The sequence below is a fragment of the Pseudomonas palleroniana genome, assembly GCF_022836895.1.
In the GTDB taxonomy this organism is placed as follows: domain Bacteria; phylum Pseudomonadota; class Gammaproteobacteria; order Pseudomonadales; family Pseudomonadaceae; genus Aquipseudomonas; species Aquipseudomonas palleroniana.
This window is the reverse complement of the sequence record NZ_CP092411.1, coordinates 2,970,350-2,993,178: the sequence shown is the minus strand read 5'-3', so window position 1 is coordinate 2,993,178 and position 22,829 is coordinate 2,970,350. Positions and strand designations below refer to the sequence as shown.

The following is a 22,829-nucleotide window of genomic DNA, read 5'->3' as shown; positions in this document are numbered from 1 at the left end:
TTGTTAGTGAGCAAATTATTCAGGAACCGCTTCGAACCTCGGCCGTTGGCAAAGGTTCGAATTAATTTGCATCGTTTTGGAGGTAAAACGGTTCAGCGATGGCTCTAACTCAAGGCTCTGCGGTGCTGGCCATTATTAAGCCACTAAGCGCTTCGCGAAGCTTGGGATCGGTTGGCAGGTGAATACCAAAGGTCTCTTGCAGCAGTGCCAGCAGTTCATCCGCGCTGTCGATCACGCGCTTTTCGCTGGGCCCATCCAGGCTATGCACCGCATAGTGGGCATTGGCCAGGGTATAACGCTTACCCGGCGCCAACCGTGCCGCTTTCAACTGGCCGAGGAACACCGAGTCAGGGTGTGTAGAGACGTACCAGTTGCCGATTTCGTAGTCGATGGCGGCCTGCACTTGCAGGTCGAACACATACAAACCGCGCCACTCCCCGGCGACCAGCACCCACAGGGTGTAACTGCCCTGCCCGTCGAAGGTCAGCCGATAAGGTTCATGGGCCGTGGCCTGCTGCGCTTCGGTGTCCAGTTGCAACGGGCTGCTGGGCACCATGCCGCCAAAGCCGACATCCGTGATATAGCGCGCGCCCTCCAGGGTCACCAGGCTCAAGCGGTGGGTGCGCGCCGTGTGCGCATCCGCCGGACCACCCAGCACTACGCGGCCGGTGATGCCCCGTGCGTCGAAGCCGAGTTCCTGCAACAGCGCCAGGAACATCTGGTTCAGCTCATAGCAATACCCGCCGCGCCCATCCAACAGGATTTTTTGCTCGACACTGGGCAGGTCGATGGGTACCGGCCTGTGCAACAAGGTCGACACGCTCTCGAAGGCAAAGGTGCACACGTGGCGCAATTGCAGCGCTTGCAGGGTTTCAAGGGTCGGCGGTGGGGGCGAAGCATAGCCCAGGCGTTGCAGATAAAGCTGGCTGTGAGTCAGGCGGCTGTCAGTGGGGTGGGACATGGCGCGATCCTTGAGCGCGTGGCGAAGGCGTCACTATGCCGCGCCAGCCAACGGCTTGTCATTTTGAATGAACCTTTCTCGGCGCCAACCTATCCATCTATAACAAGACAGGGAGGCAACATGAGTACCGCGAAGATTTACACCATTCACTATCAACTGCACGGTCAACCGAAGTCGTTTGTAGTGCGTGCCGAAGTGATGAACAACGCCGAGGCCTGGCACTGGGCAGCGGTTGATGCCGACGTTGCGCACGTCAGTCGCGTGGGGCGCGTGGGGCATGAACAGGTGAAGAAAACCACCCGGCCCAAGGCGGAAAAATTCGGGATTACCGAGGTAACGTGGACAGCCCCCAAGTGAAAGAACAAGCCCCACCATAAAGGTGGGGCTTTTTTATAGATCAGACACAGGACAGACTGTTCAGCGCTCGACAAATGGCAGTGGTGCATCCGTATCACGGCGCACCGCGAACACATTCAGCGTCATCGCCACCAGCGCGTAGTAGCCAAAAACACCGACAAGCTCGACCACGGCCGGCTCTCCGAAAGCCGCTATCGCCTGTACATAGAGCGCGTCATCGATACGCCGGGTTTCATAAAGCGTCTTGCCGAGGCGATAGACCAAAGCCTCGTCCTCACGGGTAAAGGGCGGCGCTGCCTGCTGCTGTAACGCTTCGATGACGGCATCAGTGACACCGGCTGAGCGCGCAATGGGCTCATGAATCTGCCACTCGGCCTGGGACTGCCACCAGGCTGCCGTAAACAGGATCGCCAACTCGGTAAGGCGCAGTTCCAGTTGCGTGCCATAACGACAAAAGGCCCCCAGCCGCTGTGCATGGTTCGCCAGTTGCGGGCTGTGGATCCAGGCCAGGAAAGGCCCATCCAGATTGCCACGCGGCCCTGCCAGGATCTCCTTGAGCACAGCGCGCTGGGCATCGCTCATCGACGCTTCGGTCAACTCGCTTAGACGCGATTGAATAGCCATTGCGCTCCCCTCAGCGGTTTTTCAATGTGGTCGTCACCGCAACCAGCAGTTTGTCGGCGATCTCATCAAGGTGATGATCCTCAAGAATGAACGGCGGTGCCAGAAGGATATGATCGCCCCGCTGCCCGTCGATGGTTCCGCCCATGGGGTAGCACATCAAGCCTTCAGCCATGGCCGCCTGCTTGAGTTTGGCGTGCAGCTTGAGAGCCGGGTCGAAAGGCGCCTTGCTGTTGCGGTCGGCGACCAGTTCGATGCCCTGGAACAGCCCACGGCCGCGGATATCACCAATGTGCGGATGCTCGGCGAAACGATCCAGCAAACGCTCACGCAGGCCCTCCCCCAAGCGGTTGACTTGGGCGAGCAACCCACGCGACTCGATGGCTTTCTGTACCGCCAGCGCGGCGGCGCAGGCGGTGGCGTGGCCGATATAGGTATGGCCGTGCTGAAAGAACCCCGAGCCCGAGGCGATCGCATCGCGGATTTTCCGGCTCACCAGCGTTGCGCCGATGGGCTGGTAACCGGCGCCCAGCCCTTTGGCGATGGTGATCAGATCCGCCGTGATGCCTTCCTGCTCTGCAGCAAACAAACTGCCGGTACGGCCCATGCCGCACATGACTTCATCCAGAATCAACAAGACGCCATGGCGGTCGCACACGTCTCGGATACGTTTGAAATAGCCCGGAACCGCAGTCACCGCGCCCAGCGTCGCGCCGACCACAGGCTCGGCGACAAACGCCATGACGTTTTCAGCCCCCAGACGCAGGATTTCCGCTTCCAGTTCGCCAGCCAGGCGCACGCCCAGCGCTTCGGCGGATTCACCGTCCTGTTGCTGGCGATATGCATAGCATGGGCTGACATGACTGACGTCAATCAGCAGCGGTTCAAACTGCCTGCGCCGCCATTCATTACCACCGGTCGCCAGCGCACCCAGGGTATTGCCGTGATAGCTCTGGCGCCGTGCGATCAGGTGCTTGCGCTGGGGCTGGCCGATCTCGATGAAGTATTGGCGAGCGAGTTTCAGCGCCGCTTCTATCGCCTCCGAACCGCCTGAAACGAAGTACACCGAGTCGATGCCCGCCGGGGCCCGTGCCACCAGGAAATCAGCCAGCTCCTCCATCACCTGCGTGGTAAAGAAGGAGGTGTGGGCATAAGCCAACTGCCCCACCTGCCGACGCACCGCCTCGATCACGTCCGGGTCGCTGTGGCCCAGGCACGACACCGCAGCGCCACCACTGGCATCCAGGTAACGACGTTGATTGGCGTCGATCAGGTAAGGCCCTTCGCCCTTGACTGCAATGGGGTAGCTTTGTGTAAGGCTGCGATGAAAGACGTGGCTCATGGATGCCGCTCCGGTTTTTTGCAAATAATAGATGCAGATTTTTTAAATGCAATTATTTTTTGCATAACCATTCAGTGCCTCACCGTTCAAATAAACCCGTCAAACCCAGCCTTTTATGGCTTAAAACCATTTTTCGTGGCGCGCCAGCCATGCAAAATATAGTTGCACGCAAAATAAATGCATGTATATTTTGCTAAAAAGCAAATGTGTCGTGCGCCTCCTCTTTCGGGTGGCTAGCCGGGCCTATAACAAAAAAGTGGAGTGAATTCCTGTGGATCACTCAAAAAATTGACTGCCGCTATCCCCATCGCCCCAGGCTAGCCTCGGGCTTGTTTCCCCCTGAAGAGAAAATACCCATGAAGCACTTTCTGAAGGTCTCACTGGCGGCACTGGCACTGGTCACCACCTCAAGCAGCTTCGCTGCGAGCAAGGAACTGCTGGTCGCGACCGACACCGCGTTCGTACCGTTCGAGTTCAAGCAAGGCAACGAATACGTGGGCTTCGACATCGACCTGTGGGCCGCCATTGCCAAAGAAATGGGCGTCAGCTACCAGCTCAAGCCCATGGACTTCAACGGCATCATCCCTGCCCTGCAAACCCATAATGTCGACGTGGCGCTCGCCGGGATCACGATCAAGGAAGAGCGTAAGCAAGCCATCGACTTCTCCGATGGTTACTACAACAGCGGTTTCCTGTTGATGGTCAAAAGCGACAACAACACCATCAAAGGTGAAGCGGATATCGCCGGCAAGACCCTGGCGGTAAAAAGCGGCACCTCGGCAGCGGACTACGCCAAAGCCAACCTGAAAGCCAGCGAACTGCGCCAGTTCCCCAATATCGATAACGCCTACCTGGAACTGCGCACCGGCCGCGTCGATGCCGCCATGCACGACACGCCTAACGTCCTGTACTACATCAAGACGGCAGGCGAAGGCCAGGTGAAGGCCGTCGGCCAACAGATGCTCGCGCAGCAGTACGGCATCGGTTTCCCCAAAGGCAGCGAATTGCGCGAGCCGGTCAACGCGGCACTGAAGAAGATTCGCGAGAACGGCACCTACGCGCAGATCTATCGCAAGTGGTTCGGCACCGATCCGCAATAACCCCCGTCCTTCCTCAATAGAGAATTCAGCATGCATTTCCAATGGAGCGCCATTTGGGATGCGCTGCCGGTCCTGCTCGACGGCGCCAAGCTGACCTTGTGGATTTCGATCCTGGGTCTGATCGGTGGTGCCGTCATCGGCGTAGGTGCGGGTTTTGCCCGTGCCTACGGTGGTTTTATCAGCAGCCGTGTTGCGCTTGTTTTCATCGAACTGATCCGTGGCACACCGATCATGGTGCAGGTCATGTTCATCTACTTTGCGCTACCGATGATGATTCCGGTGCGCATCGATCCATTCTCGGCTGCCGTCGTGACCATCATGTTCAACTCCGGCGCCTACATCGCCGAGATCACCCGCGGCGCGGTGTTGTCGATCAATCGAGGTTTCCGCGAAGCCGGGTTGGCGCTGGGCCTGTCCAGGCGCGATACGCTGCGCTATGTGATCGCCCCGCTGGCGTTCCGCCGGATGATCCCGGCGCTGGGCAACCAATGGATCGTCAGCATCAAGGACACGTCGCTGTTCATCGTGATCGGTGTCGCCGAATTGACCCGCCAGGGCCAGGAAGTGATCGCCGGCAATTTCCGCGCGATGGAAATCTGGTCTGCGGTCGCCGTTATCTATCTGATCATTACGTTGGTGCTGAGCTATGTACTGCGACGTATGGAATCGAGGCTGAAAATCCTATGATCGAGTTCAAAGGTGTGTCCAAGCACTTCGGCAGCACTCAGGTGCTGCACGACATCAACCTCAAGATCGCCAGCGGTGAAGTGGTCGTCATCATCGGCCCGTCGGGCTCGGGTAAATCCACCCTGCTGCGCTGCATCAACAAACTCGAAGAGATCACCGACGGCCAACTGATCGTCGATGGCCTGGAGGTCAACGACCCCAAGGTCGATGAGCGTCTGATCCGCCAGGAAGCGGGCATGGTGTTCCAGCAGTTTCACCTGTTCCCTCAGATGACGGCGCTGCAGAACGTCGCCTTCGGCCCGGTACGGGTACGCGGCGCCAGCCGCACGGAGGCCGAGCAACTGGCCGCCGAGCTGCTGGCAAAAGTCGGCTTGGCCGAACGCGCCAATCACTTCCCCTCCGAGCTGTCCGGCGGCCAGCAGCAACGCGTCGCCATCGCACGGGCATTGGCGGTCAAGCCCAAGCTCATGCTGTTTGACGAACCGACATCCGCGCTGGACCCGGAATTGCGCCACGAAGTGCTGACCGTGATGAAATCGCTGGCCGATGAAGGCATGACCATGGTGATCGTCACCCACGAAGTGGATTTCGCACGCAAGGTTGCCACGCGCCTGATCTTCATCGACAAGGGCCGCATCGCTGAGGACGGCCCGCCCGCCGAACTCATCGCCAACCCGCCAAGCCCGCGCCTGCGCGAGTTTCTGCAACATGTATCGTGAGGAGATGCAATGACACTGCCCTCTATTCATCTTGATGGAAGTGCCTATTCGATCGGCCGCGGGCTGGGGGTTTTCGGCCGCGACGCGGTGGCTACGCACTTGCGTCCCCTTGCCCTCTGGCAATACCTGGCGGCGCAGGCACACACCCCGGCGGCCTGGCAGATGCGCCAGCGGGTGCAAGACGAGTTCCCGCGTTACTGGCAGGAACTCGAAGGGCTGGCCGACGGCTTGCAGTTGCCGGTGGATGAGGTGTTCATGTGGAATTGCCGAGGCGACTACGTGCACCCCCACAGCGTGGATGGCTGCACGACCGTATTCGGCCCCACCCAAGGCGGTACGCTGATCGCCCATAACGAAGACGGCTTCCCGCAACTCAGAGGCCATTGCGCACTGCTGCATGCCACGCCGGATGCCGGCCTGGCGTTCACCAGCTTTGTTTACCCCGGCTCACTGCCCGGGCACACACTGGCGGTGAATGAGCGCGGGCTGGTGGCGACCGTCAACAATATCCGGCCCTTGCATATCCCCTCCGGCATCCCACGCCAGATCCTGGGGCGCGCGACGCTGGACGCGAGTACCCTTGATGAGGCGATCTCGATCGTGACACGCACCGACCGCGCCGGCGCGTTTCACCACACGTTCGGCCAGGCGGGGAGCCTGCGGGTGGTCAGCGTGGAAGCGTGCGCCGGCGCGAGCCACGTGCGTGAAGTCCAGGCGCCGGTCGGGCATTCCAACCATCTGGTTGCGCCAGCATTGAGCCAGGTGGCACAGCGCATTACCGACAGCTCCGGCGCCAGGCAACGCTGTATCAATATGCAGCTGCTGCAATGGCCTGGCGCATTGCACGCGGAGGTTGCGCTGACGCTGCTGCGTGACACCTCCGGTGGGCATTTGCCGGTATACCGCAGTGCGGCGGATGATCCGGACGATGAGAACACCTTGGCAACCGGCGTTTTTCGGATCAGCGCCAACACTGTAGAGTGGCGCATTTATACGCAGCCTGACACCGACCAAGCCGCTGCCGAAGGCGTGGTTCACCTGGGTGCGTAGCCACTCATTGACATGGATCCTGTGATGAATAATGCCCTGACAGCCCTTCCCGACACGCTGGACGGCCTCAAGCAATTGCTCGCGGCTATCGAACGGCGCGATGTCGATATCGCGCTGGGCAGCAGTTCCAGGCGGGTGTTGATGGCGCTGATCGAGTCCCCGCAACGCACGGCGGTGTCTTCGATCAGTGAGCTGGCGGAGCAACTGGACGTCAATGCCTCGACACTTTCGAGGCTGGCGCAACGCCTGGGCTACGGTGGCTTCAGCAAATTGCAGGATGTGTTTCGGCGGGAAATTACCGAGGGCAAGCACTTCTACAGCGACCAGGCCTCACGGCTGGTGGTCAATCATGAAGACAAGGACATCCTCAACCAACTGACCCGCCTGGGCCGTCAGGAAAGCGCCAACATCGCCAGCATGATCGAACAGGTCGATCCCGAGGTGTTCGTACAGACCGTAGAACTGCTGGCCGAGGCGCGCCGAGTGCGGATTCATGGCATGCGGCAGTTCAATTCACTGGCGCTGTTCATGTCGTATGGCCTGGGTATGCTGCGCCCGGATGTGTCGGCCCTCGACTCCAGCCGCCAAGGCGTGGCGGATGCCCTGGCACAACTGGACATGGGGGACGTGTTGGTGGTCGCCAGTTGCTTCCCCTACACCCCCAGTGTGCTGGCCACCGCCGAGATTGCAGCGCGCCATGGGATCAAAGTCATTGCGCTGACCGACTCCGCCAGTTCGCCACTGGCCAAAGTGGCGCTGCACAGTTTCTATGTGCCCAATCACAGCCTGTTTTTCAGTAACAGCATGTGCGCCTTCATGTTGCTCGCCCAGGGCTTGTTGAGCGCGGTGGCGAGCAAGCTCGGCGATCGGTCTATCTCGGCGTTGAAGTACCGCGAGACACTGATCGATGAACTTAACGCCTCGCTGTGAGGACCGCGCTCAACTACCTGTTCAAGGCTTCCTGTTCAAGGCTTCAGGTCGCCCAACGGGTCATAGGGCGGCTTGTTTTCATCCTGGTCTTTCTTGTCCTTATCCAACGGGGCGATAGCCGGACCGACAGGGTCTACCTGCGGGTCCGCCACGTCCGGCGAATCCGGGTCAAACCCCAACTCATCCTTGCCGCTGGCGTGCTCGCTCGAACGCGGGCCTTTGGGCGTGTCATTCACGGCAACCTCCTTGCTCAGAGCGGGCGGGCTTTGTCGTGGAGGTTGTCGAGGTCGTGCTCGACCCGTTCCACATCGTTGTCCTGACGCTCCGCCGGGTCGTTGGGACGCAACGCATCGTTGTCGCGCTCCTCTTCACCGGGTGTGCGGTCAGGGTTCGGGGTGCCGGGCGGTGGCTGCTTGTATTCAGACATGATGGTTCACCTCAAAGGGTCTACACAGGGTTAGAGAAACCGCCGTGCGCCATCGTTCAACTTTTTGCCCGCCAGCAGAACACCGCGCTCAGCGCAATCGCCGCGCCGGCCAGGCCGAACACCCAGGGCGCCGCAGCCACCGGCAGCAACAGGCCCGCCAGCAACGGCCCCAGGCCCGCGCCGATATCCCGCCACACTGCGTTGGAGGCCAGTGCCGACACGCGCATCGAGCCCGGGTTGCGCTCCGCGACCAGGGTGGTCACCAACGGCAGTTGCAGTGCGCGCAGCACCAGCACCGCCGCCGCGCCGATGACCACCCAGTAGCTACCGAACGCCGCCAGGGCCAAGGCGCTCAGGAACGAAAACAGCAGCAACATCGAAGTGGCCCCGAAGCGTTGCGCCGCACGACCGCCGAGCGGGCTGAGGAGCATCTCCGAGGCATACCGCAGGGCCATCAGGCCACCGGCGATCAGTACTGCATCGCCCCCCAGCAGCTTCTGCGCCTGGATCGACAGGCCAAAGATAAAGAGTCCGTCCAGCGCCACGCCTTCGATAAACGACCAGGTCGCCACGCTGTCGGGCCATTTGAAACGGCGCCCCGCACTGTGCAAGTCATGGCCGACCCTGGGCAGGCCGTGCGCCGCCCACACCCCCAACAAGCAGCTGCCGGCCAGAATCAGAAAGATCGGCCGTGGCCCGGCCCATAAGGTCAGCCAGCCGCCCAGGGGCAAGGCCAGCATTGGCCCGAGCGCAATCATCGCCCGTGAGCGCCCGGCCCGGCGTGCCGCGCCGCCAGGCTCCGAAGTCGCCAGCACCTGGGTGGAGAGGTTCAACGCGGCAAAGCACAGGCCCCAGATCAGCCGCAACCCCAGCAACGCAGCGAAACCCGAGAGCATCGAGTTGCCCACGGCGCAGACGGTCGCCGCCCCCGCCGCGATCATGCAGGTCAACCGGTCACCATGGCGTGCGTAGAAATTCAGCACATGGCGATAGCCGAAAATCCGCACCAGCCGGTTAGCCGCCAGCAGCACGCCGGCCTGGGCCAGGGTGATGCCAAAGGCCTGGGACTCCATGGGCAGCAGCAGGTAGAGCAGCACATCGCTGGGCAGGCATAACGCGAGGGTCAGCGCGGCGCGGCGGGAGGACACATCAGCAGTGCGTTGAGCCTGGACCGACATAATGCTGAAACATTCCGAAATATTCAGGTCGCCACGGTAGCCTTCCCGACCGGCGTTTTACAACGATTTATCCGACCTTTTTGTCATAGGGCAACAGACGCAAGCCACTGGCCACGGCGCCGACCAAGGCAAACGCGCAACCCAGCCATAGCGCGTACTCAGGACCACTGCCCACAGACAGATGGAAACAGAACGCCACCAGCGACGCCCCCAGCGTCTGCCCTAATAAGCGCGAGATCGCCACGATGCCGCTGGCGCCGCCGCTGCGGGCCAAGGGGGCACTGGTCATGATTGCCTTGAGGTTGGGCGACTGGAAAAAGCCGAACCCGGCACCGCACAACGCCATGCGCCAGCCAATCTCAAAGGCCGATGCACCGCTGCCCAGCGTGGCCAACGTCGCCATGCCCACACTGAGCATCAACAGCCCGATGCCGCACAACACCGCCAGCGACACTCGATCCGCGAGGCGCCCCGCCACCAGCGCCATCACCGCGACGACCGCCGGCCACGGCGTCATCAAAAACCCGGTTTCCACCTGGCTATGCCCCAGCACCGCCTGCAACAGGAACGGCAGCGACACAAAGGCCAGCCCCTGGGCACTGAACGCACAGATGGCCGTGAGGGACGACAGCGCAAACACCGGGCGCTTGAACAGGTCCACCGCCAGCATCGGAGCCGGGTGACCGACCTCGCGGCGCAGCAGCCAGGCACCGCAACCCAGCGCCAAGGCCAACAGGCCCAGGGTCAATGCGCCCTGGGCGCCGTGTACGGCGGTGCCCAGTCCCAACACCAGCAAGGCGAACAGACCGGCACACAACAGCGCGGCAAGACGGTCGAAGGCATGCCCGGTCAACGGCAGTACCGGCAGCGCGCGCAACCCCAGGCCCAGTGCCAACAGCCCCAAGGGTACGTTGATCAGGTACAGCCAATGCCAGGTCGCCACCGACAGAATCGCCGACGCAGCGGTCGGCCCAAGGGTAAACGCCAGCCCCACCACCAGCGAGTTGTAGCCCAGCCCGCGCCCAAGCATTTTTGACGGGTAGATATGCCGCAGCAACGCGGTATTCACGCTCATCAGTGCCGCCGCGCCGAGTCCTTGCGCCACGCGTGCGGCGGTCAGGGTCAATAGCGAACCGGCCAGCCCACACAACAGCGACGAGACAATGAACAGCAACAAGCCGCCCAGATAGACCCGCCGGTGCCCGAGCACATCGCTCAATGATGCAAAGGGCAGCACCGTGGCGATGATCGCCAACTGGTAAGCGTTGACCACCCAGATCACCGAGGCCGAATCGGTGCCGATACCCTCGGCCAGCGTCGGCAACGCGGTGTTGACGATGGCCGTGTCGAGGGTTGCCATGCCGATCCCCAGAGACAGGGCAATCACCGCCGGCCAGCGTTTATGGGAGGGCAACCCATCGGCAACAGAAGACATGAACACTCCCCGCAGGTGACAAAGGCCTCTAGGTTACGGGCAGCGGGGATTTTTTTCAGTGGCCGATCGCCTGGCTGTCAATATTTTCATGTTCGCCAGTGTCCGGTCTTCGCCATCAGCCCCACCGCCTCGGCAAAACCGAGCTGGGGCGCGGTGTTCGAGGTGACCAGCCCGACGCAGCGACTCGGCTTCAATAGCGCAGCATGCGAAGCCACCCGCGCGCCCAATTCCACACCCGCCAGTACCGCCTCGGGGATATGCAGTACATTCATCAGTTCCAGCACATCCTGGCCAAGCGCTGCGTCGTGCGCATCGCGCAAGTACGGCACAATCACCCGAAACCCTTGGGCGGCCAGAGCGGGTATCACTGCGGCAAAGGCATTGGCATCGGCTGCCAGCAGGATGATCGCACGGCCCTCCTCCGGCCCGGCCTGTTCATAGCGAATGTCCTGCTCATCGGTGCTGACCTGTTGCACGGCAAACGCCGGCGCGGACAAGGTGACTGCCGCCAGCAGCAGAAAATCACGACGATCAAACATGGCCCACCTCCACAATCAACTCACTGCCCAGCCACCCGGCCAGGTACTCACCGGCCTGCATCACACCGGCCTCTTCCCCCAGGCGCTCGACCAGGCACTCACATAACCCGGCAAAACTGCCGTCGCCCTGCACCTGCAACAATGCGTGCAGTTCCAGCGCATCCACCTGGCGCAGGCGCGAGGTGAACTGCCGCCGCCACACCAGCACACCACCCGGGACATCAAGCATGACCGCTTCGGGGGCCGCGGCCTCTTGCCACAAGGCTGACCAGATCGCCTCGGCATTGGTGGTCAAGGCATGGCAACGCAGCGACGGCGTCAACCGCAGGTGGGCCGTGTCCCAGTCCACCCCGGCCAGCGCCTCCAACGGCACGGGTTGAGCATCGGCAGCCACAAAGGCTTCGCTCAGGGCCGACTCGATCCAGGCCAGTTCGTGCACATCGGGATTGTGTGCAAACGTGCTTTTCAAGCTGTGATAGAAGCCTTCGGGGTAGGCATCCAGGGTCCAGGCGTGGGGTGGCCGCTGGTCGATGTAAGTCATGCTGGCCGCCAGGAATGCCGTCTCACCGAGCCAACGGCGCAGGTTGGGAAACGCCTGCTCCAGGCACCCCACCAACTGGGCACGGTAGTTGTTCTGGTACACCGCAAGCCCGGCGTGGTGATTGCCCAGCCGTTGAGCGGACTCATCCGACGCGCTCACCAGCCAGGTCCGAAAGGTTTGCTGCCACTCGGCCAGGTTCATGGCTGCGCTCCCAGCGTGCGGGCCATCGACAATTCCCGCAGTAACTCGGCCAATGGCGGAATCTCATCGTCACGTTCGATCATGGTCGCCACCGGGCCCAGTTTGGCCATGGCCTTGGCATACAGCGCCCACACCCCGTCACACACCGGGCTGTCATGGCTGTCGATCAACAATTCGCGGCCCTGGCTATGCCCGGCCAAGTGCACCTGGCGTACCCGTTCGGCGGGGATGCCGTCGAGGAACGCGTCGGCATCGAAGCCGTGGTTGCTGGCGCTGACAAACACATTGTTGATGTCCAGCAGCAACTCGCAACCCGTGCGCTTGGTCATGGCGTCGATAAATGCCCACTCGCTCATGACGGCGCCATCAAAGGCCAGGTAACTCGATGGGTTTTCGAACAGCAGCGTGCGACCCAACGCCTCCTGGGCCTGATCGATATTGACGCACACCCGGTCCAGCGCCTCTTCGGTATAGGGCACCGGCAATAAATCGTGGGCATTGAAGTGACCGCTGCGTGACCAGCTCAGATGGTCGGAGACAAACAGCGGCTCGATCTCATCGACCAGCGACTTGAGGCGCCGCAGGTAGTGGGCATCGAGCCCTTCGGCGGTGCCGATCGACATCGACACCCCATGCAGCGCCACCGGGTGCCGCTCGCGGACCTGGCGCAAAATATGCCGGGGCTGGCCGCCCGCGACCATAAAGTTTTCGGAGATCACTTCGACAAAGTCCACGGGGACCGAGGTTTCCAGAAAGTCGCTGTAATGCTCCTTGCGCAGCCCCAGGCCGTAGCCGGAAAAGTGAGGATTAGGTGTCGGCATGGCGGATCCCCGCAAAAAAAGTGGCGAGCCCGCGCAGGGCTCGCCGAGTGGATTACTTCGGTTCAGTCAAGGTGCCGCCGGCCTTGAGGCATTCAGACGGCGTCTTGACGATCACGCCTTCGCCTTTGCAGCTGTTGAGGCCTTTGCAGTCGTTCTTGGCGGTTGCGCACAGGCTGGTGCCCTTGCAGGTGTTGACGCCGTAGCAGCGGCCGGGCTTTTCCTGCGCGTCGGCGGCGCTGGCGGCAGTGGCGAATGAAGCCGAGGCCATGGCGATCAGTGCGGCGGCGGCAGCCAGGCTCAAGCGGGATTTGAGTGCAGTGTTCATGGGTATTTCTCCAGGGTGTCGTGGGTTATTGGATAACGGATGCAGCGTCTTCGATGACCTTCGCCACAGCCTCGGGCTGGGAGATGTACACCGCGTGGCTGGCTTTGATTTCGGTGACCTTGGAACCGGCGCGCTGGTACATCCAACGTTGCAGGTCGGGGCTCAGGGCGCGGTCTTCGGTGGACACCACCGCGTAGGTCGGCTTCTTGTGCCAGGCCGCAGCCCACACGGTGCCGCCAAACAGTGCGGTGGTGGCCGGCACTTGGGAGGCGGCCATGAAGTCAGTGCGGTTGGTGCTCAGGTCGGCGGCAAAGTCCGCATTGAACTTGGCGCGGTCAAAGAACAGATGACCGTCGCGCTTCTGTTGGATGTCATCGCTGGGCGCCGGCATGGAGCCGATCAACTGGGCCATGTTCTCGCCCACCTCCGGCTGCAACGCCGAGACGTAGACCAGTGCCTTGACCTTGTCGCGGTCACCGGCAATCGAGATCACCCCACCCGCGGAACTGTGGCCCACCAGCACCACCGGGCCGACCTGCTGCTCCAGCACTTCGCGGGCTTCGGCCACATCGGCCGCGAGGTTTTCGTGGCCCTGATGCACCACCGTGACCTTGTAGCCCTTGTGAATCAGGATGTCGTGCACCACCCGCCAACCGGAACCGTCGACGAACGATCCGGGCACGATCACCACGTTCTTACCGGTGCCGGGCTGTGGAGGCTGTGGGGCCTGCGCCGCCTGGGCCAGCATGGGAACGGTCAAGGCCATGGCAATGGCCAGAGAAGAAAGCATACGCATGGGAAAGCTCCATTCAGGTTGTAGAAAGTCAGCCACGTCTAGCCGCCAGCAGGCGGTCCAGCGACCAGGCTCCACCGCCATACGCCAGCAGCGGCAGCAACAGGCCCGCCCAGGTCAGGTGCACCGGCCAGGCATCGGGGTACACAAACACCTCGATCACCAGGGTCATGCCCAACAGTGCGGCAGCAGCCGGACGGGTCAGCAGGCCCAGTACCAACAACAGCGGGAACAGGTGTTCGGCGTAGGTCGCCAGGTGCGCGGCCCAGTCCGGCGGGATCAGCGGCAAGGCGTATTCCGAGCGAAACAGCGTGTAGGTCGACGGCTTGAGTTCAAGCACACCGGTGACCTTGGTACGCCCCGACAGGAAGAACACCGCCGCGATGCCCACACGGGCCACCAGCAACAGCAGGGCCTGGGGCAGCAGGCGCTGGATCACCACCGCCGGGGCCGCTCGGCTCATGGTTGCTCCGTGAGGCTGCCGTAGCCTTTGGGGGTCTTGATCTGGGTGCAGGTGCCTTTGTCCACAAGCACCCAGGCGTTGCCCTGGTAGTCGGTGGTGGCGGTGCCGGCACATGAGGTGCCTTTGCCTGCGGCGCAATCGTTGGCACCCGCGAGGGCCACGCCGAAGCATTTCTCTTGGGGCTTGGGCTCATCGGCATGGGCCACGGCCGCGAAGGCACTGAGGGACAGGGCGAGAGTTGCCGCAAGGGCTGCGTAAGAACGCTTCATGGGTGAATCTCCTGGCTTGACTGAGTGTGGCCAGGGCGCCTTGGGGTCGATGACCGCCTGCGCCAGCTGGTGAGCAGAGTTAAAGCCAGGCGTGTATCCGCTCTGTGTCGCGAACGCGATAGAACGTCATGCCGGTGTATCAGGAGGGTGCTCAGATACAGCGTGATACACAGCCACAAAAAAAAGCGCCCTGACCGTTCGGGTCAGGGCGCTTTTCAGGCAGCGGTTCGCGCAGTCGATCAGCGTGCCAGCGCGCTCAGGTCCAGACGCCCCTCCTGGATCGGCGGGCACCAGTAGTAACCGCCGGTCAACGGCGTGCTGATGCGGTACAGCCCATCGACAATTCCATCTTCCAGGCCGCTCATGCGCCGCAGTTGCGCCTCGAACGCGTCGAAGGAGTGGCCAAACGCGAGGAACATCAACCCGGCCTGGCCGTTCTCGGCCCATGGCATCGAGCGGCGTACCACGAAGGCTTCCGGGGTGAAGCTTTCCTGCGCGGTGCGCTTGGTGTGGGCGGACGCGGGGGCATCGTCCAGCTCTTCGTTGTCGCCATGCCGGCGACCGATGATGTGGTCGCGCTCCAGGGCCGGCAAGGCGGCGAAGCCGTCGAGGTCGTGTTGCCATTGCTGGAGGGCGGCGAAGCTGGCGCCGCTGTCGGTCAGTGCGGCTTCGACCGCAGCGTCATCGTGGGGGTTTTCGGTGCCGTCTTCATAATCGGTGAGGTCGAAGCCGGTCTTGTAGCGGAACCCTTCGGTCATCTGCACCAGGCGAAAGGCCGGGGCCAGGGCTTTTTCGAAGGCGCGGCTGCGTAACAGCAACTCCCCCCGATCCACGCCATGCAACCATACCCACAGCGCCTGTTGAGTCGAGGGGTTGTGTGCGCCCGGGCCGCTGACGGCGGGGAATGCACGCAGCCCGTCGATATGCGCGCCCAATGCCGCGACCAGCGGTTCACCCAAGCCGACCACCGCCGCCGAATCGGCCAATTGCACCAGTGCGTCCAGTGCGGCCGGTACGGCGCCCAGGGAGTCCACGGCAAAAAACAGATGGCGTGCCTGCAATGGCACCGGTGCGGCAAGAATGCCCGGCTGGTACTGACTCATGTGAACTCCTTCCAGAAAGTCGCGCAGTTTAACCGCCGCGCACTGCCATGCGTACAAGAAAGCGCGCAAGCCTTGCCATAGAGCCCTGTGTTGGGTGACTCTCTAGTCATGTCCCAGTCATGTTTTGTAACTTTTCCAGGGGTAGCGATATGACCACCAGCAACCTGCTCACCGAGCTGTTTCCCGCCTCCGCCACCGAGATTCCCGAACCCTTCCGCCTGGGCGCGCCCATTGAACAGCGTGACTACCTGGTGGACGGCCAGTTGCACGTGTGGAACGGCCCGCTCGCCAAGGTGCAGAGCCCGGTACAGTTCGGCGAAGAACGCGTGCACATCGGCAGCACCCCGCTGCTCGACGCCGACACCGCCCTCACCGCCCTCGACGCCGCCGTGCGCGCCTACGACCGTGGCCAGGGCGAATGGCCGACGATGCGCGTGGTTGATCGCATCAGGCACGTCGAAGCCTTCTTACGCCGTATGCGCGAACAGCGCGACGCGGTGGTCAAGCTGCTGATGTGGGAGATCGGCAAGAACCTCAAGGACTCGCAGAAAGAGTTCGACCGCACCTGCGACTACATCACCGACACCATCAATGCGCTCAAGGAACTCGACCGCCGCTCCAGCCGCTTCGAACTGGAGCAGGACACGCTCGGCCAGATCCGCCGCGTACCGCTGGGCGTAGCGCTGTGCATGGGGCCGTATAACTACCCGCTGAACGAAACCTTCACCACGCTGATCCCGGCGTTGATCATGGGCAACACCGTGGTGTTCAAGCCGGCCAAGCTCGGCGTGCTGTTGATCCGCCCATTGCTGGAAGCCTTCCGCGACAGCTTCCCGGCCGGGGTGATCAACGTGATCTACGGCAGTGGCCGCGAAACCGTCAGCGCGCTCATGGCCAGCGGCAAGATCGATATCTTTGCATTTATCGGCACCAACAAGGCCGCCAGCGACCTGAAAAAGCTGCACCCCAAGCCCCACCGTCTGCGCGCAGCGCTGGGCCTGGATGCGAAAAACCCCGGTATCGTGCTGCCCGAGGTCGACCTGGACAATGCGGTGAGCGAAGCCGTCACCGGTTCGCTGTCGTTCAACGGCCAGCGCTGCACCGCACTGAAAATCCTGTTTGTGCATGAGGATGTGGTCGAGCGCTTTATCGAGAAATTCAACCAGAAACTCGCCACCCTCAAGCCCGGCATGCCCTGGGAAGACGGGGTTGCGCTGACACCCTTGCCCGAAGTGGGCAAGGTGGATTACCTCAACGGCCTGGTGGCCGATGCCGCAGCGCACGGCGCCCACGTGGTGAACCCCAACGGCGGTGTCAGTCGCGGCTCGTTCTTCTACCCCGCAGTGCTCTACCCGGTGAACCCGCAGATGCGCGTGTACCACGAGGAACAGTTCGGCCCCGTGGTGCCGATCGTGCCTTACCGTGACCTGGAAACCGTGATCGACTATGTGCTGGATTCGGATTTCGGCCAGCAACTGAGCCTCTTCGGCACCAACCCCGAGGCCGTCGGCACGCTGGTGGACACCTTCGCCAACCAGGTTGGGCGCATCAACATCAATGCCCAATGCCAGCGTGGGCCGGACACCTTCCCGTTCAACGGGCGCAAGAACTCGGCCGAGGGCACGCTGTCGGTGCATGACGCGTTACGCGTGTTCTCGATCCGTACCCTGGTGGCGACCAAGTTCCAGGAAAGCAACAAGGCGCTGGTCAGTGACATCTTGCGTAATCGTGACTCAAGCTTCCTGACAACCGACTACATCTTCTAAGAAGCATGCTGATTTAAATGTGGGAGGGGGCTTGCTCCCGATAGCGGTGGGTCAGTCAGCCTATCTGTTACTGAGAGACTGCTATCGGGGGCAAGCCCCCTCCCACACTTGAACCGCGTACGCCCTGACTTTTGAGGCCACTTTAGTACCGATGAACCTGCCCCTGTTCGCCCGGCGCCTGCTGCGCCCGTTGCTCGACCCGTATCGGCGCTATCGCCATGCCAAGCTGATCCACGCCGTGCGCGTGTCCATCGGTTTGCTGGCAACCATCCTCCTCACCACGGGCATCAACCTGCCCCACGGTGAGTGGGCGTCGGTGACCATGCTGATCGTGATCGGCGGGTTGCAGCACCACGGCAATATCGGCAAAAAAGCCGTGGAGCGGGCCTATGGCACCTTGATCGGCGCGAGTGTCGGCCTGGCCTTGGTGGTGCAACAGGCTTGGCTGGGCCAGCCGCTGCTGACCTACCTGCTGATGTCGGTGGTGTGCGGGTTCTTTTCTTATCACGCCATCGGCAAGGGCGGTTATATCGCGCTGCTGTCGGCGATCACGGTATTCATCGTCGCCGGCCACGGCGACAACCCGATCTCCGATGGTTTGTGGCGCACCGTGGATATCCTGATCGGCATCGTACTGGCGCTGGCGTTCTCCTTCGCCCTGCCGCTGTATGCCGTGTATTCCTGGCGCTACAACCTGGCCAGTGCGTTGCGCGACTGCGCGGCTATTTACAGCCGGATCATCAATGGCCAATCGGTCACCGATGATGAACACCTCAAACTGCTCAATCGCTTGAACGCCGCGATGGTGCAACTGCGCTCGCTGATGCCGTCGGTGTCCAAGGAGGTGCGGATCTCCATGACCGAGTTGGACGCGATCCAGCGGCATCTGCGCATGTGCATCAGCACATTGGAGATCTTGGGCAATACGCGGCCGGACCCACGGGATGAACAGGCGATGGCGCGGATGCAAATAATGTTGAAGGCCGAACACCGGCAGATCCGCGTGCAACTGGTGGGGATGGCGCGAGCATTGAAATCCGGGGTGACGGAGCGGTTGGAGCGGGAGGGGAATAGCGCGGTCGCGGAGCCTACTCTGGTTACACCGATTTACACTGAGTTGGATGGGTATCGGTTGTTGACGATGCAGTTGGCAGCGAATGTAGACACGATGCGTTTACGTTTAGGGCAGTGCGCAAAGCGCTGGAAAATCTGACAACTTTGCGCATCTCCAAGCAAAAAAGAGAGGTTCCCGACTTGTCGTGAACCTCTCTCCTCTGTGCCTTTAACGCCCTATCCCGCTACCTGAGCCCGACACCAAGGAAATGATCTCCAATGACATGGTCCTTGCCTGCCAATATTTCTCCCGTATTGATATTCAAGCCGTAGTAGTAGTTGGTGAAGAAAAAACTGTGGGAGAAGGTCGATGTCCAATAGAGCCCATTGCCCATCGGCCACAAATAGCCGAAGACCTGATGCAACTCACGGGCTTCATCAAGGCTCGGCAACCGTGCCCCGGCGTTATTCGCGGAGGATCGGATGTTGCCAAGCGTACTGCGACCCAAACCGACACAACGTACTGCCTGGCTTGCATACACGGTGTAACTACGGACTTGTGCAGGCACCGACGAGTCTCGCACACTGATTACCGCACTGCCGTTGCCGCGCATGGTGGCATAGCCCGTATTGGCGTCAACGTGCACGACGCCAGCATTGGAGGTTGAGTACAAATATGGCCTCGTCCCCCCGCTTGCCACGCGCTGAATCGAATTCCCGGGGCCGAAAATGGGCAAGACGTTAGGGTAACCGTCCAAAAAGTAGGTCTTCCTATTGAAGTAAACAGCCGAGGAATCAAAGACCAGGGCCGTGGTGTGAGCAATCCTGTACTGAGTCGGCGGGAAGACGACCGCCATTCCCTTATCATTCTGCCGATTAAAGTTAACGAGGGGGTTGATCGTCACCGTGCCATTGTTCGGCACAGTCATCAGCCAACTGCGCAGCACCGTGATATTGGCAAAACCGTTGGTGGCTTCATTCTCGGAAACCCGATGTTCCACCAGTAGATTCTGCGTCACCGCGCCTGGCGCCGCCAAGGTCAGCCAGGCAACTTGATCTTTGGCGCTGTAAGGCCACTTGATCATCCTCAGCATGGCATCGCCCGTTAAACTGGCCGGGTTTATGGATCCCCCATTCGCCACATTGTTGATCAAAGCCCTAGGCAAACTGGCCTGTGGAATTGCCTGAACATGCACCATCTGCACTTCCGACGAACCTTCCCCGCCTCGACCCAATATCACTTCATACTGCAACTGGATCGTGGTGTGGATACTCACGCCGACCAACTCATTACTGACGTTGAACGTCACCGTGCCACCGTCCAGGCCTGGCTGCGTGCCGACTTCAACCGGAACACCATCAGCACCGATCCAGTACAGCGTAATCATGTCGGTCCCACCCTGGTTCATATTGGGGTAGGTCACCAGCACCTGGCATTTGTTCTCGACGGTGATCGGGCTGATAACGACTTCCGGCCCACTGGGCGGCGTCGAATACTTGATTTCCGCATGGGGGAATTCGTTAGGCTGCGTCTGGACCATATGGTGGCGGGTTTCAAACCACACGATATCGGCAGGGTTGTTGGTGTGATTGAAGGTTACCCCGAAGTCAATGGTGAATGGCGTCCACTCTTTCAAACGGCGCAGCCGGCTTACCGGTGTAAACGGAGCAGGCCCATTGTTGACATCCGCTACCGAGACCTCGCGGCCGACATAAGTTTCTTCCAAATAGGCAGCGTCGGTATCCAGGGTGCCTTCATTACGCAACCACATACGCTGATTAATCTCAATATATGGCCAGGGAGCAACTCGGGTCTGGTCAAGGTCATCCAACTTCGGTATCTCGAGAATCGCACTTTCACCGATGCTGTCGATTGTCGCTCCAGGCAAATGACTCAGCGTGAGCAGGTTCAACGTAAGTACCGGCGAGTCGGTGGGAACGCCATTGCGGATAACTTTGAAAGACACGTCAATATCTCGTCCCTGGGGGTGGATATTGAAACCAATTGCAGAGGGCGGAACGATGACCTCGACAAACGTGTCCCCCCGGTTGGCGTCCTTGCTTTCAAAGTGCGTCCCGGCACCCGACAGACCACGCCAGCAGACCTCGACCTGATCGCCGTCCTTGGGGTGCTCGTAGCGACACCGAACGGTAGCCCCCGAAATCGCAACCAAACGGGGGTCGAGTTCATCCGGCCCTGTTGTAGCCTCCACCACTTCAGGTGGAAACAACTCGCCCAACGCCCGGCCTATGGTGTAGGCCTTTTCTTCGGACAACTCATCAACACCATATCGCCGGCGCACATAGCTGACACGGAGTGTGCCATCCAGGTTGTCGTCAGTCAGCTTTTTGGGGACATCCGCCAGGAAAGGGTTGGAACCAACCGCCAGCACATACTCAATCGTGGTGCTTCCCGTCACCGAGCCCACATACTTGATGATGACTTCATCTCCCGCCCTGAATTCCGCGCGAGCCTCAAAGGTGGCGACACTGCCCACTGTGGCGGGATCAATATTGTTCGTGACATCCGCCTCTTGGATACTCGGCGCAACCAGCGTACGCGCCGGCCGGCCGATCTGGATATATCGACGTTCGGATTCACGTACAGTGACCGGGCCAGTAACCAGGTAATAGACGCGAGTACGGAGCAGGCCTTCAAATCGCGCATATTGCGCGTTTAAAAAATCGCGGAAGCGGGGATGGACACCCGCCGCCCGGTGACTGAACACACGCTCCACGCTACCATCCAGGTGTTCACCCAGAATATTGACTTGCAGATCGTCGCCCGAATTGCCTGGTGCATAGTCAGGCATTGCTACGGTGATAAGACGCAAATCCGGTTCGACAAATGGCCCATGTCGTTGAAGCACGTCAGGCTCGGGCAACGTGTGGCGAACGCCCGCGACCGCATAGACAGTTGGCCGTGAAGGCAACATTTCTCTTTCCCTGACGTAGGAAATTCTCAGCGTACTCTGGATCAATGACCGGACAATTGCATTGGGAATTGAGATATCGTTGTAACTGGCCAGCGTCACGGGCAGGCGAAAACTGTAGCTGACCTCTTCCCCCTCTGGAGTGTTGCCCATCACCGTCCAGATAAGGTGATCCCCCGCGACGAAGGCCGGATGATTTCTGCGAATGAATACAGACCCGGTAGCCGGCAACCCATGCAATGAGTCGGCGTCCAGAATCAGTAAATCAGGGTCCGCCTCGATAATCTCTGGTTCCTCCAGAAGGGTAGTACTAAGGACGACCTCGACCGGGACTGGCTTGCTCCAGCGATGGCATGGTCCGGATTCATCGAGCACTTCGTCATACAAGTAGAATTGCACGACAAGACGGCCGTCCCCGACGGCGCGCAGAAAATCGGGGGTGATGAGAAAGCTCAGGTCACGCCCGACTTCGCTTGGCTGGAGGGGTGGGAGTTCAAAACGGTGGGGGCCCCAGTAAAACATCACCAGATCATTGACACGCATATTGGCCCACGCGCGAATAGTGACATCCACACCCCGTGAGGCAACGACGCTGTCAATAATCGTGTGGGAAAGCGTAAAGGTGAGGCCCGTGTGATAAGTGCCATCACAATTCCCTTCCCCACCTGGCAGGGTATCCAGTATCAGGATTCGTTGGCGCTCTGAAGTACTGACCGTACCGGCGCCGACCCGCCGCACCTCTCCATAGACGTCGTCGACAAAATGCAGTAACAAGCTCGACCTGGGAATGACCAGAAAGAATCGTGGGTCGCTTTGATTGGCCAGGGTGACTTTGTCACTGGCCATCAGAATGCCGTTCATCCAAATTATAAATTCGTCACCCGCACGGCATTGAGTCCAGCGCTCGAACGCGTAAGTCAAGCCACGCATGATATGGCGACGGCCAATACCGTAAGCCACTCCCACCACAGGGATGACCGACATAGGGATCGTGTAGGGAGATTCCAGGTCCTCAACGACCCTGGGTGGATTCGGCGGAGTACGTGGGACGCGCTTTTTTTTTGCCGAGGCGAGCGGTTTTTCCGCCGCTTTCTTGATGGTATCAGTGCCGGCTGGTTCTTCCGTTGATTGTGTTACAACGGTTTTTTTAACGCGGGTGGGTTTGGTCGCCATCGTCAGTCTCCTGGGCAGGGAATCGCCAGGAGAAATCAAACA

Annotated in this window: 24 protein-coding genes; 8 read left to right on the top strand and 16 right to left on the bottom strand. The window is 60.8% G+C overall.

What is annotated here, in order from left to right; translation table 11 throughout:
• Positions 1–109 precede the first annotated feature (109 nt).
• Positions 110–961: an arylamine N-acetyltransferase family protein gene (locus tag MJP36_RS13700; RefSeq protein WP_244385566.1), complete on the bottom strand. Its 852-nt coding sequence runs from the start codon at positions 959–961 to the stop codon at positions 110–112.
• A gap of 120 nt (positions 962–1,081) precedes the next feature.
• On the opposite strand from MJP36_RS13700, the gene MJP36_RS13695 reads away from it, so the two are divergent.
• Entirely contained in the window at positions 1,082–1,318 is a 237-nt protein-coding gene (locus MJP36_RS13695) for a DUF6555 family protein (protein ID WP_060755676.1), read from the top strand.
• Positions 1,319–1,378: 60 nt separating this feature from the next.
• Here MJP36_RS13695 and MJP36_RS13690 read toward each other — a convergent pair whose 3' ends face one another.
• Both MJP36_RS13690 and MJP36_RS13685 read right to left on the bottom strand, forming a co-directional pair.
• Positions 1,379–1,942 (bottom strand): carboxymuconolactone decarboxylase family protein, encoded by a 564-nt coding sequence (locus tag MJP36_RS13690; RefSeq protein ID WP_244385565.1) that lies wholly within the window; start codon positions 1,940–1,942, stop codon positions 1,379–1,381.
• A 10-nt stretch (positions 1,943–1,952) separates the two neighbouring features.
• On the bottom strand, positions 1,953–3,281 hold the full coding sequence (locus MJP36_RS13685; RefSeq protein ID WP_060755678.1) for an aspartate aminotransferase family protein: 1,329 nt from the start codon (positions 3,279–3,281) through the stop codon (positions 1,953–1,955).
• Positions 3,282–3,637: 356 nt separating this feature from the next.
• Between MJP36_RS13685 and glnH the strand changes: the two genes are divergently transcribed.
• From glnH to MJP36_RS13660, 5 genes are read left to right on the top strand one after another with little or no spacing between them, the layout of a single operon-like run.
• Entirely contained in the window at positions 3,638–4,381 is a 744-nt protein-coding gene (gene glnH, locus MJP36_RS13680; protein ID WP_060755679.1) for a glutamine ABC transporter substrate-binding protein GlnH, read from the top strand.
• Positions 4,382–4,411: 30 nt separating this feature from the next.
• Complete coding sequence (glnP, locus tag MJP36_RS13675; protein WP_060755680.1) at positions 4,412–5,068, top strand: glutamine ABC transporter permease GlnP; 657 nt, start codon at positions 4,412–4,414, stop codon at positions 5,066–5,068.
• Positions 5,065–5,787 (top strand): glutamine ABC transporter ATP-binding protein GlnQ, encoded by a 723-nt coding sequence (gene glnQ, locus MJP36_RS13670; RefSeq protein ID WP_060755681.1) that lies wholly within the window; start codon positions 5,065–5,067, stop codon positions 5,785–5,787. Before glnP ends, glnQ begins: the two co-directional genes overlap by 4 nt.
• Before the next feature lie 9 nt (positions 5,788–5,796).
• Complete coding sequence (locus tag MJP36_RS13665) at positions 5,797–6,837, top strand: C45 family autoproteolytic acyltransferase/hydrolase (protein ID WP_244385564.1); 1,041 nt, start codon at positions 5,797–5,799, stop codon at positions 6,835–6,837.
• Positions 6,838–6,861: 24 nt separating this feature from the next.
• Entirely contained in the window at positions 6,862–7,767 is a 906-nt protein-coding gene (locus MJP36_RS13660; protein WP_161549665.1) for a MurR/RpiR family transcriptional regulator, read from the top strand.
• Positions 7,768–7,802: 35 nt separating this feature from the next.
• Here MJP36_RS13660 and MJP36_RS13655 read toward each other — a convergent pair whose 3' ends face one another.
• The 12 genes from MJP36_RS13655 to MJP36_RS13600 all read right to left on the bottom strand — a co-directional run bounded on the left by MJP36_RS13655 (position 7,803) and on the right by MJP36_RS13600 (position 15,862).
• Complete coding sequence (locus MJP36_RS13655) at positions 7,803–8,003, bottom strand: DUF6021 family protein (protein WP_090370237.1); 201 nt, start codon at positions 8,001–8,003, stop codon at positions 7,803–7,805.
• A 14-nt stretch (positions 8,004–8,017) separates the two neighbouring features.
• Positions 8,018–8,194: a hypothetical protein gene (locus MJP36_RS13650; RefSeq protein ID WP_244385563.1), complete on the bottom strand. Its 177-nt coding sequence runs from the start codon at positions 8,192–8,194 to the stop codon at positions 8,018–8,020.
• Positions 8,195–8,250: 56 nt separating this feature from the next.
• The gene (locus tag MJP36_RS13645; protein WP_244385561.1) at positions 8,251–9,372 is read right to left on the bottom strand and encodes an MFS transporter; all 1,122 of its coding nucleotides are present in this window, start codon (positions 9,370–9,372) and stop codon (positions 8,251–8,253) included.
• Between the two features lie 67 nt (positions 9,373–9,439).
• Positions 9,440–10,807, bottom strand: coding sequence for an MFS transporter (locus MJP36_RS13640; RefSeq protein WP_161549667.1), 1,368 nt, complete (start codon positions 10,805–10,807; stop codon positions 9,440–9,442).
• A gap of 86 nt (positions 10,808–10,893) precedes the next feature.
• Positions 10,894–11,346, bottom strand: coding sequence for an alpha/beta fold hydrolase (locus MJP36_RS13635; protein WP_104994149.1), 453 nt, complete (start codon positions 11,344–11,346; stop codon positions 10,894–10,896).
• Positions 11,339–12,088, bottom strand: coding sequence for an HvfC/BufC N-terminal domain-containing protein (locus tag MJP36_RS13630; protein WP_244385559.1), 750 nt, complete (start codon positions 12,086–12,088; stop codon positions 11,339–11,341). Before MJP36_RS13630 ends, MJP36_RS13635 begins: the two co-directional genes overlap by 8 nt.
• Positions 12,085–12,909, bottom strand: coding sequence for an MNIO family bufferin maturase (gene bufB / locus MJP36_RS13625; protein WP_244385557.1), 825 nt, complete (start codon positions 12,907–12,909; stop codon positions 12,085–12,087). Before bufB ends, MJP36_RS13630 begins: the two co-directional genes overlap by 4 nt.
• A gap of 52 nt (positions 12,910–12,961) precedes the next feature.
• Positions 12,962–13,234 (bottom strand): BufA2 family periplasmic bufferin-type metallophore, encoded by a 273-nt coding sequence (gene bufA2, locus MJP36_RS13620; protein WP_060755690.1) that lies wholly within the window; start codon positions 13,232–13,234, stop codon positions 12,962–12,964.
• Between the two features lie 25 nt (positions 13,235–13,259).
• Positions 13,260–14,030, bottom strand: a complete 771-nt coding sequence (locus tag MJP36_RS13615) for an alpha/beta fold hydrolase (protein ID WP_060755691.1) — start codon at positions 14,028–14,030, stop codon at positions 13,260–13,262.
• Positions 14,031–14,058: 28 nt separating this feature from the next.
• The gene (locus MJP36_RS13610; RefSeq protein ID WP_060755692.1) at positions 14,059–14,490 is read right to left on the bottom strand and encodes a DoxX family protein; all 432 of its coding nucleotides are present in this window, start codon (positions 14,488–14,490) and stop codon (positions 14,059–14,061) included.
• Positions 14,487–14,759, bottom strand: coding sequence for a BufA1 family periplasmic bufferin-type metallophore (locus tag MJP36_RS13605; protein ID WP_060755693.1), 273 nt, complete (start codon positions 14,757–14,759; stop codon positions 14,487–14,489). The genes MJP36_RS13610 and MJP36_RS13605 overlap by 4 nt, the downstream gene beginning before the upstream one ends.
• A gap of 239 nt (positions 14,760–14,998) precedes the next feature.
• Positions 14,999–15,862, bottom strand: a complete 864-nt coding sequence (locus tag MJP36_RS13600) for a Dyp-type peroxidase (RefSeq protein WP_104994151.1) — start codon at positions 15,860–15,862, stop codon at positions 14,999–15,001.
• A gap of 149 nt (positions 15,863–16,011) precedes the next feature.
• Between MJP36_RS13600 and MJP36_RS13595 the strand changes: the two genes are divergently transcribed.
• Complete coding sequence (locus MJP36_RS13595; protein WP_090370222.1) at positions 16,012–17,628, top strand: NADP-dependent glyceraldehyde-3-phosphate dehydrogenase; 1,617 nt, start codon at positions 16,012–16,014, stop codon at positions 17,626–17,628.
• 151 nt (positions 17,629–17,779) lie between these two features.
• Positions 17,780–18,841, top strand: a complete 1,062-nt coding sequence (locus MJP36_RS13590) for an FUSC family protein (protein WP_244385555.1) — start codon at positions 17,780–17,782, stop codon at positions 18,839–18,841.
• An 85-nt stretch (positions 18,842–18,926) separates the two neighbouring features.
• Here the strand turns inward: MJP36_RS13590 and MJP36_RS13585 are convergent, their stop codons facing one another.
• Complete coding sequence (locus MJP36_RS13585) at positions 18,927–22,787, bottom strand: hypothetical protein (RefSeq protein WP_244385553.1); 3,861 nt, start codon at positions 22,785–22,787, stop codon at positions 18,927–18,929.
• Positions 22,788–22,829: the final 42 nt, after the last annotated feature.